Raw genomic sequence first — 13,247 nt, forward strand, 5'->3', positions numbered from 1 at the left:
TCACCGCAACGCTAGGGGAAGCGAAAGTCCGGACGCTACCCCTGAACGGGGGTGACCCGCACTGCCCGAACGAATTCGGCGACGCCCCCGGGATCGGTGATCTTGGTCGACGTGGGCCGCGGGTTCTCTCGGCGCGCCATCGAGGACAGCGCACCGGCCGGGGGCAACTCGATGCGGTGGTCGGCACCGATCTGCTGCAGCGTCTGCACGCACAGGTCCCACCGAACCGGTGCGGTGACGGCCGAGACGACGATGTCGGCAAACCCTGACGCCGTCACACGACCGTTCGTACTCGAGATCATCGTGGCTACCGGCTCGGCGAACCGCACCTGCTCGACAGCCTCGGCAAGCTGCTCCTGCGCCTCGCTCATGAGGTCGGTATGGAACGCACCTGCCACCTTCATCTCGACAACCTTGACGTCGGTGGGCGGCTGGGCGGCCAGGGCAGCGACTCGGTCCCGTCGACCTCCGACCACAACCTGCCCGCCGCCGTTGTGGTTCGCCACCCGCACACCCGCTCCTGCGGCGATCTCCTCGGCCGCTGCCGCGTCGACTCCCAACAGAGCAGCCATGGACCCGTCGGTAGCGGCGCAGCATTTCGCCATCGCAATTCCACGCGCCCGCGCCAGTGCCACCGCATCGAAAGGCGTCAGCACCCCGCACCCCGCCAGCGCCGTGAGCTCTCCGACCGAATGTCCGACGAACACCGTCTCGTCGGCGGGAAGTTCGGCCCCGCCGAGCGAGGCGAGACCGATCAGCGAGAATGCGACGATCAGCGGCTGAGCCACGGCGGTGTCGACGATTTCCTCCGCCGCCGCCTCGGTGCCGAAGTAGCGAAGGTCGAGCCCTGCCGCTTCGGAGAGTTCGTCGATCAATGCCGAGACGTCGCGCGCCTCGGGTATCGCGGGGTCACACCACGGTGCCAACATGCCCGGCTTCTGACTGCCCTGACCGGGCGCGACGATTGCAATCATCGTTCTTCTCCCGTTCCTTCAGACGATACCGATACGCGACGCGGCGACGCCGGCCTGAAATCTGCTCTTGGCGTCGAGATTGGACATCGTCTTAGCGATGTCACTGCGCACGGTGCGAATACTGACTTCGAGTTTACTGGCGATGGACTCGTCGGTAAGCCCCTCGGCGAGATATCCCAGGATTACCTCGTGGCGCGCCAACGCATTACGTGGAGTGTCGGCGTAGACGGCGCGACGTACCGGTTGAGCGGAATTCCAGTGATCGGCCGATCGTGAAGCGAGATCGGTGACGCGGTCTTCATGGGAATACAAGTGCACCGAGTCGGGATCCGAGAGATTGATGGCGACACTTCGGTCCACGATGACTGCGCGGTCCATCAGTGTCTTCGAGATTCTGATCTCGCAACCCATATCCATCAGTTCCTGAACAACCGATGTGAGCGCGGGAAGACTTCCGAGGGCTGATGTCCACAACATCTTCACCTTCATTCCCTTGCGCCGAGCCAGCTCCGCAATGTATGGAGCGTGCTCGAACGAGTGCGGTACATACACCGGGGTTGTGAATATCAACTCGCGCCGACCGGTTGCCACCAGCCGCTCCACCAATACCGCAGCTCGGTCGAGACCACCGACGTGCCAACCCGGGGCTATCGAGGTGAATCCCTCGTGTTGCTCGATGACGTTCTGTATCACGCTCGGTGCGGCGACCAACTCCGATGCGTCACCCGTTTTGAACTGTCGCGCAACAAGAGTCGGAAGGGCAAGCCGTGGCTCGATGGCTCGGACGAACCCGGGTTCGTCGGCCGACGGGGCGACCATCCGCGAATTCTGCAGTGCACAGATATCGTCAACGACAGCGGAATCGTCCCGGGGCGACTGCGCTACCAGATCCGGCGGATTCCAGCGCGCACGCTTGAGCAGCGCACGATAGACCTCCTCGGTCTGCTGGTTGAAGATACGAATCCCCATCTGCCACTCCTAGTGTCTCGGACATCTCGTGTACCTAACACAATGTGCGTCGAACTTCTGGCGCATCGGTCGTGCGCCTGGAGCGAGGAAGAAATATGCATCTATTCGGTGAACGAGCCTGCCGAATTCCCCGATCCTTCTTCGTAAAACTGGCACAACTTCATGAAGAACGCGTGAACACCGAGTATCCCCCGGCTCGCGATCGGCGGCCACTCACCCAGCAGGTACGATCGGCGAACCATCAACAATATAGCCATCCAAACGACTTGCGGCAATGCAAGGAAGAGGTGCACAAGGGCCCTGGAACGAGGTTGTCGATGCAACATTCGATAATCAATTCTTCCACTATTTTCAGTACTCGAACAGATCGCGATACATCGTCGAAAGGCTGCAATTCCAGTGAAGACCGATACCACCCGCTATTTCGCCGCCGCATGCATCATCGGACTGATCCACGCAGCGTTCTCCGGATACTGGGCTGCGGGCGGGCGGTGGATGCTCGGAACCGTCGGATCATGGGCCACCGAATGGGTCGACACCGACCCCACCACCGCACGCGCGGTGCTCGGCGGGCTCACGGTGTTCAAATTGGCCGCGGCCGTACTACCCTTGCTCGCGCTGCTGAACCGAGTTCCGCTGCGGCGCGCAATCTTCGCCATATCCTGGGTGGGATCGGTCGTGTTGATCGCATGGGGCGGGCTCTCGTTCGTCGGTGCCGCCGTCGGCCTGATCGCGACCGCGGAGAATCGTGGGGTCAAGATCGGGCACCTGTTCTTCGACGGTGCGTTCTTTCTTTGGGGCACAGCGCTACTGGCCGGACTGATCCTGTCACGCCGAGCCGAACGACCCGCTCTCGCGCACTGAACCACCTGTCATCGCATCGCCTCGTCGCCGGCCCTCTCACCGACCATCGACTCTGCCACCGACGCGATCGCAGCCAGAAGATCGCGTCTGATCAACGCACTCCCCGGGCGGATCAACGCCCAGTACGCAGCGAAGCGAAGCGATGTGCGGGTGTCGGTGGTGCAGACCCGCGTGCGCGTACAGAGCAGCGTTCCACTTCGATGCGGCTCGACGGTGAAGTTCATGACCACCTTCGTCCACCCGGGCTCGTCGAAACTCTCGAATGCCGCCCGATCGGTTCGGGAGATGCCCGGCCGACCATTGCCGGAGAAGTCGTACCGGGCGATATCGGCGAGCACCAACTCCGTTCCCTCGACGCGATCGATCTCGCGCGGAGCGAAGGCCTCCACGGCTGGCTTGTTCGATTGTGCAGCAACATTCTTGGACCAATCAGGGTCGATCCACGCCTTCGGACCCGACCGGAGCCGCACGAGCGCCATCGACATCGACAGGGCGTCCACCGGTGTCGCGTGCAGGGCATCCCACACAGTCGATTCCGGTGCCGAGACCACCCGCCGGTGTGTCTCCTGCTGGGAAAAACGCGGCATGATCTGATCGATGAGAGTCATCGACTCGCCCCTTCCATTTCGGGTATGTCCGCCTTCGCCGCGACGGGTAGGTGCGGTACATCGAATTTCATCTGGACGTGGTGCAGATTGTCGAGCAATGCAGACGAGGACATCGCCGCGGTGACTCCGGTAGGCACCGGTAGTGGCATCGCTCCGATGGACGACCACTGCAGCCGTCCTCCGCCGTCGATCACTGCGCGGGCACGTCCGCTGTTGTCCGGATGCAAGCAGTAGGGAACGTCGATGATGCCGCGGTTCAATGCACGAACCAGGGCCACGTCGATGTCGCGGTGGCAGTCGAGAGCCCCCTCGACCAGGGCCAGCGCCTCGTCCTCGATACCCGAATCCAGTTGCGAGATATCAGCATCGGCAGCTCGAAGCCGTCCGGCAGCAGTCGCACTCGCATGCTCGAGCGCAGCGACATTCTGCTCGATCGTGGGGATCCGCTTCGACTCGGCGACGGTCTTCACGATCAGCCGTTCGGCCGATCCGTCCACTGCGAGTCGCGCGGCTGCGCCGAGCAGATCGGTGGCTCCCCCGATCGTCGTGGGATAGACACCCATGTAGGCGTACACAACCACATGCCATCGGATGTTCGGCAAGTATCGGGCCGCCAGACGACGCAGAACCGTGAGTGCCTCGCGATCCTGCCTCTCGTCGGTCTGCTGGGCGTAGCTCAGCGAGACACTCGTCAGCCCGTGTCCGGCGAAGAACATGCCCTCGAGGATCGACACCGCGATCAGCAAGCTCGGAGGGCACAACTGCCCCATCAGACACCCCCCGAAGGTCTCCAGATGAGGGGTGCGCGTGGGCGTTCGGGCCGCGGCGAGGGTTTCACACGTTCGCGCCCAATCGGTGACTGCCTCGGCGATGGGTGTGCGGCCGTACGGCAGGCAGTAGGAGATAGGGCCGCCTTCGGTCGCAGTGAGCCCCACCTGCACCAGCCGTTCGACGATCGAGTGCGCCAGGGCCGATCCGTGCCGAATCTGGACGGGAAAACCAGCAGCCAGACTGTCCGCCAGCACCCGCTCGGTCACCGACGAATCGTGCGTCAGAATGGGGTACCCGTTCAAGTCGGATCCCGCTCGTACCGCCCGTGCGGCGGTATCGAGATCGCCTACTCGCGTGAAGCTGTCGAGAGTGATCGTCCCCACCGTGGCGGCGTGGGCAGCGGCAGTCGCCGCCAGCCCGGTCCTCATGGTCTCCGGATCCGAAAATCCCATCCTCGGCTGCACCACAAGGGAATCGGACGAAGCCACGTACCCACCGAAGTCGTCCATCACGCACCCACCGAGGTGAGTGCGTCGGCTGAATCCAGGAATCGTGTCAGACCGTCCAGATCGGACGCGTCGAGAAAAACGGAGTCGAACCCGGCGTCCAAGAGTTGGGCAGTGCGTTCGTGCCCGCTCTCACCCATGGTCGTCAACTTCCCACCGATGACCGCCGGCACGCCGCCGATCTCTGCCCTGATGCGTTCGATCAACCGCACACCATCGATGCAGCCGTGACCGTTGACCGTGCTGACCACCAGTACATCGGGTTCGATGCGCCGGCACGCCTGCACCACCACCTCGTCCGGTACGCACGGGCCGAGGTTGACTACCGTGTGACCGTGCTCCTCGAGAAGCAACGCCAGGAACACCAGGTTCCACGTGTGTGCGTCGGAGGACACCGTCGTCAGAACCACCCGCCGACCGACAGCCGGCACGGAAGTCCCCCGCAGGCTCCACTCCCGCCGCCCACGACGCGGCTATCCGCAGCCACCGGCAGAGTCCGTGTCGTAAGCAACAGCTCCCAGCAACCGGTCGATCCGGTCGTCCTCGATTGCCGCGATACCGTCCGAGGACACGTCCACACCGGCAACCGAAAGATCGGTGAGGAACCACTCCAACCGGTCGAGGCCCCAGAATCGCTGACGCTTGTTCAGGAAGTAGGGCACCCCGAAGATGTCGGAGTGGTAACCGTCGTACAGAGCGTCTGCGCCGGCGTCGCGCACGGTGTCGTCGTCGACCGCGGACGCGATCGCCGCGGGATCGAGCCCGGCGATCTCCGCTGCTCTACTGATCACGGCCGGATCACTGATGTCCTCGCCGCGTTCCCAGCGGGCCGCGACGACGGCGTCGTAGAACTCCCATTGCCTGCCCGCTGCACGCGCCTGCAGCCAGCCCAGGTGCGACGGTTCCCACCACGGCGACATGTCCACCGGCCAGGTCATGGACAGTCCGTACCGTTCGGCGAGCCGTTTCGTATCCTGCAGGATGTACAGGTGCTTGGCCTTGCTCATGGGGGTGTAGATGATCTCGCCACCGCGTGCGGCCAACCGGCTCGCGGTGTTGGCGTCGGGCTCCCAGAACGGTACGAAGTCGAATGTCGAACGCGCAGAGGGGACTCGGCGATCGAGCTCGTGCATTGCGATCCAGCTGAACGGACTGCGAAACGAGAACCACACCTTCGGTGGCTTGGGCGCGCGTGCCATCAGCGGCCCCCGAGTAGCTTGGTGCGCGTCTCGTCGTCGAACGTCGCCAGCGTGCCCGCCTCGGTGCCCCGGCTGACGGCGTAGCCGTGCACCACCGATGCGGTGGCGGTGTGGAACAGCGTGCCCCCGCGCTCGACGTACATGTCGATCTTGGCGGGGTACATCACGTCCTTGATCACCTCGTCGACTCGCATGACGGTGTGCAGCGTCTCACCCATCAGGGCGTCTTCGAGAAGCGTTATGCGAGAGCGTGATACCACGGGAATCCAGCCTCGTTCGGCCAGTACCTCCTCGATGGCGAGGCCCCGGTCGAACAGAAAGCGGTCCACCACTTCCTCGACCGCGCGCACGTAACCGGAGTGCTGCAGGCGCAGTGAGTAGTGGCAGTAGAAGTACGGGATCCGCCACGACCACAGGAAGGTATTCGGGTCCTCGGACTTCAGCTGCGCCAACGTCTGGGGTCCGGTGGTGTCGAGCGAGGTGATCTCCGAGACCGCCTCGGCGACGGTCTCCGGGACGGAGGACCGCGGGGTGGTGTCCACCTCGTGAATCAGTTGCACCCGGGTCTTGCCGTTGAGCACGGTTATCGGGCCGTCACCTCGATCGACCGTCATGCGGACCGAGAAGGCCCAGCCGAGCTTGCGTTCGTCCCGCGTGACCTGGACCTTCACCTCGTCGTCGAGGTCGATGGTGTTGGGCAGCTGGATGGACGAGTCGACGAACTCGACCCCGAGGCCGAAATCACGGTACAGCTTGGTGGGACCCAGATCTCGATCACGAAGATACTGCAGCACGCCCTCTTCCATGAGATAGGTGAAGTGCTTGAATCCGATCCAGGTCCTGATGTTCGCGCCCTCGAAGCGGGGCCGCCCGACATACGTCGTCGTCTCGGTGGGCAAGTGTGTTTCGGTGGTCATGTGCACGTCCTTCTCTTGTCGTTGCGGTGCAGTCAGGCGGCTCGCGCCAGCCACAATCGGGTTCTTCCGTCTTCGGAGTTCTCGCATACCATCGATGCCGAGGACACCGGGTGTTGCCACATCCAGTTGGCCGCGACCGCGACCTGCAGTACACCGAGGGTCCCGTAGGTGTTTCCCACTGCGCTGACGAGATCGACTCCGCCGGCGCCGAATTCGAGGTGGCCCGCCTGGGGCGCGGGATCGTCCAGTTCCACGGTCACTGTGCCGGGCGGCGGTGAGTCCACCAGCCGAAGAACCACACACGCCGATGCGGCCACCAGCGGAGCGCCGTTGACGACCTCTGCGACCGGGTCGGACGGTTCGACACCGACGACCACCACGCGGGTGGCTCTGCGGTTGTGCAGCATCGCTGCGGCAACCCGAACGGCGCTGTGGCCGCCGGTGATTCCCGAGCTGATCAGTAGGTTCGGACCCTGCAGCCCGAACCTGATCGCCAGGGACGAGGCCACCGCGTTGGGTGAGGCATTGGGCACCTGCATGGAACTGACATCGGATAATTTTCCTGCCAGAACCAACTCGTCCATCTGCGCGACGGTGTCGACGTTGTTCAGATTGGAACTCACGATCACCGCGGTGTCCGCGTCGGCACCGGACGCTGCCTCCGGTACCGTGCCGATGTCGAGTCCGAGTGCCCGGTGCACCGCACAGGCGGCCAGGCGCGTAGCAGTCTCTTTGTAGAGCAGTCGCTTTCGACCGATGATCGTCTTGGCCGAGTCTGCGCCGATGGTCGAGTACTCGTCGGCCGCAGCGGCCAGATGAGCTTGTCCACCCAGGTCGAGGCCCGGGAGTTGCACCGCGAGTCCCTCGACCACCACCGCGCTCATGCCGGAACCTGCACTAGCGTAACGGCATTGACGCCACCGAAACCGAAGGCATCTATTTGCACGATGCTGCCGCCGGTGCGACGAGGCGATCCGACGACCAGGTCGATGTCGCCGGCTTCGTCGATGGGATCGCTGAGTCCCACGATCGCAGGCACGCGGCGTTCGCGCAGGGCTTGGATTCCGACGGCGACGCTCATCAGCGGTGACGGTCCGGTGGTGTGCCCGAGGGCACCCTTGAGCGCTGTGACGATGGGGGCACTGCCGGTGAAGACGTCCACCAGTACCGCTGCCTCGGTCGGGTCGTTCAGTGCGGTTCCGGTGCCGTGCGCAACCACGAGATCGACGTCGGCGGCGGTGATGCCCGCCCGCCGATGAGCGCCCCTCATGGTACGTGCGATACCTGCCGAGTCCGGTGCGGTCTCGTGTGCTGCGTCGCACGCCATTTCGGTGCCGAGCACTCGCGCGGCCGAACGGTCGATCGACGATGCATGCTCGGCGGACACCAAGACCAGCGCAGCAGCGCCCTCACCGAGAAGCACTCCTTTGCGCCGACGATCGAAGGGCCGAACCCCGTCCGATGGGTCCTCGTGCACGCGGCCGATCGAGGCGATCATGGACTCGCTGGTGCCGTCGCAGGCGGCGACGATCACCACGTCCGCGCGGCCGGTCGCCAGATAGTCCTCGCCGATCGCCAGCGCGTGTCCCCCTGCCGAGCAGGCGTTGGTGACGGTGATGACCTCGATCGCGTCGGGGACGACCGCTCGCACGGCGCGGGTGAAGTGGAGATCGGGAAGGTCGAACGTCAGCGGCCGGATCGACGACGCCAATGCTCTTTCCACACCTCGCAATTCGCGCATGCTGGTGCCGACCACCACGACAACGCGGGCCGCCGACAGATCCAATTTCGCGTCCGCCACCGCGTCGGCGATCACCGACGTGAGCCAGCCGGCCGGTCTCAGGTCGCCCTCGGGACCGTCGCCGATCTGATACCCGAGGTGTACGTTCACCCGATCGCGGTCGTAGAACTCGAGCGGACGCAGAGCGGACTCCCCGGCGATCAATGCGTCGAACGTTTCCGCCTGGCCGCCCAGGGGACTGATCACCGCGCTTCCGGCGATGACATCAGCCATGATGGAAACCTCGGATCACAGCGGCGGCGACGGCGCCATCGGGCGAGACAGCGGTCAGAACGGCGGCCCGGCCGTGCAGTTCGGGGTCACGACGGTGGTGAGCGAGAATTGCGGACAGCGCGAGAGCGCCGGTGGCAGCGTGAGTTTCGCCATTGAGCAATTTGATCCTCAGACGCTCGACTCCAGGCAGGGCTGTGTCGACGCCGTCGGACTCGACCTCATCGTGCGCGGCTGTTCCGGTCTCGCCGGTGGCCACGATCCACACGTCCGAGCGGTCGATTCCCGCGCGTTCGACGGCGCGATCGATGACGCCGGCGAGTCCGGCCGAACGGATCCGCGCGTCGGGTCCGTAGTGGCCCACCTCGGCGGAAAGCAGTTCCGCGATAGGACCGTTCGATTTCGCGGCGGTCTCACTGTCGTCGCCGGCCAGCAGGAACGTCGCCGCACCCTCGCCTGCCACCAAGGGGTGCTCGCGATCCAATCCGAATGCGCCCCAAGCACGTTGCGGACTGAATTCTTCGACAGCTCCGGCCACCATCACGTCGCTGTATCCGCGAGTGATCGAGTTCCTTGCGTAGCGTAGCGCCTGGATGCCGGCCAGCTGACCGCCGGCGACGGTCGCATTGACCCCCGTCAACCCGTGCCAGATGGCGGCTTGGCCTGCGGCGCAGTTCATCACCGCATTGGGGAAGGTTGCCGGGTTGACGAGATACGGCTTGGGTTGGGTCAGGGTGTCCCGGGAATAGTCGCTGGTGGACTTCTCGCTCCCGGTGGTGGTGCCGAGCACCAGCCCTACACGGTCCACCTCGGTTCCCGCCGAGGCCTGCAGTGCCTGCCCGCTCGCGATGATGCCGAAGCACGTCGGTCGGTCGAAGAAGCGGATGCCCTTGCGGTCGACGTGTTCCTTCATCTTGAAGTCGACGATGGCGAACCCACGCTCGGTGGGCAGTTCGTCTGCGAACATGGTCGATACGTCGGCCTCGGCCGACATCGACCGGGCCAGTGACTCTCCGAATGCGTCGATGCCGATTCCGAGCGGGGAGACCACACCGGACCCGTAGATGCCGATCCGGTCGGTGGCGGTAGTAGGAGTTCGACTGTGTACGTCGATGGACATGAGCGATTCACCCGACTTTCGCGAGCATGACTATGGCGTTGTTTCCACCGAAGGCGAAACCGTTGTTCTGCACCAACCGCACGTCCGCGGAGCGCGCGTTGTTCGGTATCGGATCGATACCGTCCAGAGCCGGGTCCAGTTCGGTGAAATTGATTGTGGGAGGCATGAAGCCGTTATCGATTCCCAGGCAGGACGCGATCACTCCGAAGCCACTGGCTGCACCCATCGTGTGTCCGAGCATCGACTTGATCGAACTCATCGGCGGTGGCGTGGAACCGAAGACACTCTTCATCGCTGCGGTCTCGGCTGCGTCGTTGGCCGGGGTCCCGGTACCGTGCGCACAGATGTAGTCCACGTCGGCGGCATCGATACCCGCGTTCTCGTGCGCCACCCTGGCACACGCGGCGATGCTTGCAGAATCCGGAGCCACCATGTGGATTGCGTCGCAGTTGACGCCGTACCCGAGGACCTCGGCGTAGATGTGCGCGCCTCGTTCGGTCGCCGAATCCAAGGTCTCGAGAAAGAGTGCCGCACCGCCCTCGCCGGTGATGATGCCGGACCGGTCGACGTCGAACGGTGAGCATGCCTTCTCGGTCAACGCACCCAGACGATAGAACCCGGCGTGGGCCCAGCGCAGTACCGAATCGGCACCGCCGGCGATCATGTAGTCCGCCTCCCCCGAAGCGAGTTGGTCGTAGGCGTAGCCCACTGCGTAGTTGCTGGCCGAGCACGCGGTGGCGATGGTGAGCGCTTCGCCCGTCATACCGAGTTCGGTGTTGACAGCTTCCGAGATGCGGGCGCTCGGCACATTTCTGATCAGTGCCGGATCGATGTCGGCAGGTCCGTCGGCCAGGGCGGACTCGGCGATAAGTTCGATGGACCGAGTCTCACCGCCGGTGGTGCCCATGACCGATCCGGCCCTGTGAGTGGAGAGGAGTTCGGGCGCGATCCCCGCGTCCGCCACCGCCAGTCGCGCGGCGGCCGCAGCGAACAGACTCGCTCGGCCCCACTCGTTCTCGTCGAGGGTCGACAGGTACGAGGCCGGCACGAAATCGTTGACCTCGCCGGCCATGGTCGCCGGAAATCCCGTGGTATCGAACGCATCGATGGCCGAGATTCCACTGCGGCCGCCTCTGATGCCCTGACAGAAATCTTCGACTCCGATGCCGATGCTGGACACCGGGCCGAGACCGGTGATGACGACGCGGGTAGTCATCGCCTTACCAGCCTGCGCGCTCGGCGACGACGGCGTACACCGCGGACAGGTTCTCCATTCGCGGCAGTTCGGTCTGTGGGATGTCGATCTTGAACTTCTTCTCGAGCTGCGAGAGAATCTCGATGGCACGCAGCGAATCGGCGTCGAGCTCCTCGGCGAAATGTGTTGTCTCGCCGACCTCGTCGGTCTCGACCTCGAGGATGTCGGCGACGATCTCGCGAATGTCTTCCAGGTACTCGGGTACGTAGGTGATGCTGTCGTTGCTCATGATGTCTCCATTCCTGTTGTGGGTACTGCTGTTGTGGTGGGTTCTTCCGAGGGGTTCTGTCTGTCGGCCAGCGGTCGCAGGGCGACCAACATCGATTCGACCTCGGCTACGACCTGGCCTGCGACCTCGGTGTGACCGGAGAGAATTCCGAAGTCGCCCTTGAGGGCATCGATCCGAACCCGATGCTGCAGAACATCTCCCGGGTACACGTGGGCGTGGAAGCTGCAGTTGCGGATACCACCGAAGACGAGGGTTCCGTCCCCGGCCGGTACCGATGTGCGCCACAGGATCGCTGCGGCCTGTCCGAGTGATTCGATGATCAGAGCGGCCGGGTAGGCGAAACGCTCGTCCCCGAACGCGTCGGCATCTCGCGGGTCTCGCGCGGTGTCGACGTAGTCGGCGATGTCCACGTAGCACGGCTCACTGGCGTTGACCGCCTTCTCCGCGACGATGGACTCACCGACGGTCAGGTGTGGTACTCGATCGACCAACAGAATCGGTGGCCGGTGCGGCAGGGTGTCGAGAATCTGACGGTAGGTCAGCGATCGGTCGGGCACTTCGGTCCCGTTGGGACGCAACGGCTCCGCAGAGAGGTCCTCATGATCGAGTGCGTCGAGCGTTGTGGTCATCGGTCGATTCCTCCCATCAGCAGTGTCATTCGGCCGGCGGTGATGCCGTCGCCACGGATGCACTGCGCTTTGATGCGACGAGTCCCCTCGGGGTCGACGGCCTTGGGGTCGAGCACGTGCACGGCAACCTCGAATCGGTCACCCGGTTGCAGTGGCGCGGTGAACTGAGCGGACACCAGCACCTGCAATCGCGGTGACGACCCCGGCTCGCGGTCGATCAGCAATGCCCGCGCGGTCTGGACCACGGAGTCGATGGTGAACACCCCGGGGAAGATCGGTACGTCGGGGTAGTGGCCGGAGAGGTAGGGATCCTGGGCCGACACCAGCTTGCGGGCCCTGGCCCGATCGTCGGACATGTCGACCACGTCCAGGCCGATCACCGGCTCCGCGCGCGGTACTCGCACTCCGACATCGGGACGCGAAAGTGCCAGCGTCACAGGACCATCCCTCCGTCGACCTGAAGAACCTGGCCGGTGACGTAGGACGCGCGGTCCGAGGCGAGGAACGAGACCACCTCGGCGATGTCCTCTGCAGTTCCGAAGCGACGCAACGGGATCGAGTCCTGCGCCTTCTTCCGAGCCTTCTCGCTCAGATCACCGGTCATGTCCGTCTCGACGAACCCGGGTGCGACGACGTTGACACGCACCCCGTAGCGAGCGACTTCCTTGGCGAGCGACCGACTGAATCCGTGGATCCCGGCCTTGGACGCTGCGTAGTTCGTCTGACCCACATTGCCGTACACACCGGCGATGGACGACACGTTGACGATCGATCCCGATCGGTTCTTCATGAATCGGTAGGACAACGGCCGACAGAAGTTGAACGTGCCGGTCAGATTGGTGTCGATGACGTCGTGCCACTCCGCGGACGTCATCAGCGCCAACGGACGGTCCTTGACGATGCCTGCGCAGTTGACCAGTACGTCGATCTCACCGAGCGCATCGACGGATGCGTCGACGAACGCCTCGGCGGCGGCCCCGTCGGAGACGTCGCACGGGGCGTGATGGACTGCTACCTCGAATTTTTCGAGCTGACGCAGAGTCTCGGTGACGGCATCCGATTCGGTGCGGTAGCACAGTGCGATGTCGTGATCCTGCGCGGCGAGCTCTACCGCAATTGCCCGTCCGATTCCACGAGAAGCTCCGGTTACCAATGCCTTTCGCTTGGAAAGCATTGCAAGTCCTTTCGTTGGTTC

Annotated in this window: 16 protein-coding genes; 1 reads left to right on the plus strand and 15 read right to left on the minus strand. The window is 64.2% G+C overall.

The genetic code is table 11. The features are described from left to right. Positions 1-35 precede the first annotated feature (35 nt). Together NY08_RS15425 and NY08_RS15430 are read right to left on the minus strand one after the other, a co-directional pair. Positions 36-974: an ACP S-malonyltransferase gene (locus NY08_RS15425; RefSeq protein WP_045197314.1), complete on the minus strand. Its 939-nt coding sequence runs from the start codon at positions 972-974 to the stop codon at positions 36-38. A gap of 18 nt (positions 975-992) precedes the next feature. Continuing rightward, a complete protein-coding gene (locus tag NY08_RS15430; RefSeq protein ID WP_045197316.1) occupies positions 993-1,943 on the minus strand; it encodes a helix-turn-helix transcriptional regulator in 951 nt (316 codons plus the stop codon). A 399-nt stretch (positions 1,944-2,342) separates the two neighbouring features. Between NY08_RS15430 and NY08_RS15440 the strand changes: the two genes are divergently transcribed. Continuing rightward, on the plus strand, positions 2,343-2,807 hold the full coding sequence (locus tag NY08_RS15440) for a DUF3995 domain-containing protein (protein WP_052683831.1): 465 nt from the start codon (positions 2,343-2,345) through the stop codon (positions 2,805-2,807). 8 nt (positions 2,808-2,815) lie between these two features. Here the strand turns inward: NY08_RS15440 and NY08_RS25245 are convergent, their stop codons facing one another. From NY08_RS25245 to fabG, 13 genes are read right to left on the minus strand one after another with little or no spacing between them, the layout of a single operon-like run. Beyond that, entirely contained in the window at positions 2,816-3,415 is a 600-nt protein-coding gene (locus tag NY08_RS25245) for a hypothetical protein (protein ID WP_052683832.1), read from the minus strand. Next, positions 3,412-4,695, minus strand: a complete 1,284-nt coding sequence (locus tag NY08_RS15450) for a methylaspartate mutase (RefSeq protein WP_045197321.1) — start codon at positions 4,693-4,695, stop codon at positions 3,412-3,414. Before NY08_RS15450 ends, NY08_RS25245 begins: the two co-directional genes overlap by 4 nt. Further along, entirely contained in the window at positions 4,695-5,123 is a 429-nt protein-coding gene (locus tag NY08_RS15455; protein WP_235386925.1) for a cobalamin B12-binding domain-containing protein, read from the minus strand. Before NY08_RS15455 ends, NY08_RS15450 begins: the two co-directional genes overlap by 1 nt. Before the next feature lie 42 nt (positions 5,124-5,165). Beyond that, positions 5,166-5,891, minus strand: coding sequence for a 2-hydroxychromene-2-carboxylate isomerase (locus tag NY08_RS15460; protein ID WP_045197323.1), 726 nt, complete (start codon positions 5,889-5,891; stop codon positions 5,166-5,168). Next, a complete protein-coding gene (locus NY08_RS15465; protein WP_045200543.1) occupies positions 5,891-6,808 on the minus strand; it encodes a hypothetical protein in 918 nt (305 codons plus the stop codon). The genes NY08_RS15460 and NY08_RS15465 overlap by 1 nt, the downstream gene beginning before the upstream one ends. Positions 6,809-6,840: 32 nt before the next feature. Beyond that, positions 6,841-7,692 carry a beta-ketoacyl synthase N-terminal-like domain-containing protein gene (locus NY08_RS15470; protein WP_052683833.1) on the minus strand — a complete coding sequence of 284 codons (852 nt, stop codon included), beginning with the start codon at positions 7,690-7,692 and terminating at the stop codon, positions 6,841-6,843. Next, entirely contained in the window at positions 7,689-8,822 is a 1,134-nt protein-coding gene (locus NY08_RS15475; protein WP_045197324.1) for a beta-ketoacyl synthase N-terminal-like domain-containing protein, read from the minus strand. The genes NY08_RS15470 and NY08_RS15475 overlap by 4 nt, the downstream gene beginning before the upstream one ends. Beyond that, a complete protein-coding gene (locus tag NY08_RS15480) occupies positions 8,815-9,939 on the minus strand; it encodes a beta-ketoacyl synthase N-terminal-like domain-containing protein (RefSeq protein WP_052683834.1) in 1,125 nt (374 codons plus the stop codon). Before NY08_RS15480 ends, NY08_RS15475 begins: the two co-directional genes overlap by 8 nt. Positions 9,940-9,946: 7 nt before the next feature. After that, the gene (locus NY08_RS15485) at positions 9,947-11,155 is read right to left on the minus strand and encodes a beta-ketoacyl-[acyl-carrier-protein] synthase family protein (RefSeq protein ID WP_045197325.1); all 1,209 of its coding nucleotides are present in this window, start codon (positions 11,153-11,155) and stop codon (positions 9,947-9,949) included. A 4-nt stretch (positions 11,156-11,159) separates the two neighbouring features. Beyond that, entirely contained in the window at positions 11,160-11,423 is a 264-nt protein-coding gene (locus NY08_RS15490; protein WP_045197326.1) for an acyl carrier protein, read from the minus strand. Beyond that, positions 11,420-12,052, minus strand: a complete 633-nt coding sequence (locus tag NY08_RS15495; RefSeq protein WP_052683835.1) for a 3-hydroxyacyl-ACP dehydratase FabZ family protein — start codon at positions 12,050-12,052, stop codon at positions 11,420-11,422. The genes NY08_RS15490 and NY08_RS15495 overlap by 4 nt, the downstream gene beginning before the upstream one ends. Continuing rightward, positions 12,049-12,489, minus strand: coding sequence for a 3-hydroxyacyl-ACP dehydratase FabZ family protein (locus tag NY08_RS15500; protein ID WP_052683836.1), 441 nt, complete (start codon positions 12,487-12,489; stop codon positions 12,049-12,051). The genes NY08_RS15495 and NY08_RS15500 overlap by 4 nt, the downstream gene beginning before the upstream one ends. Then, positions 12,486-13,226, minus strand: a complete 741-nt coding sequence (gene fabG / locus NY08_RS15505; RefSeq protein WP_045197327.1) for a 3-oxoacyl-[acyl-carrier-protein] reductase — start codon at positions 13,224-13,226, stop codon at positions 12,486-12,488. Before fabG ends, NY08_RS15500 begins: the two co-directional genes overlap by 4 nt. Between the last annotated feature and the right edge of the window lie 21 nt (positions 13,227-13,247).

The sequence above is a fragment of the Rhodococcus sp. B7740 genome, assembly GCF_000954115.1.
In the GTDB taxonomy this organism is placed as follows: Bacteria; Actinomycetota; Actinomycetes; order Mycobacteriales; family Mycobacteriaceae; genus Rhodococcoides.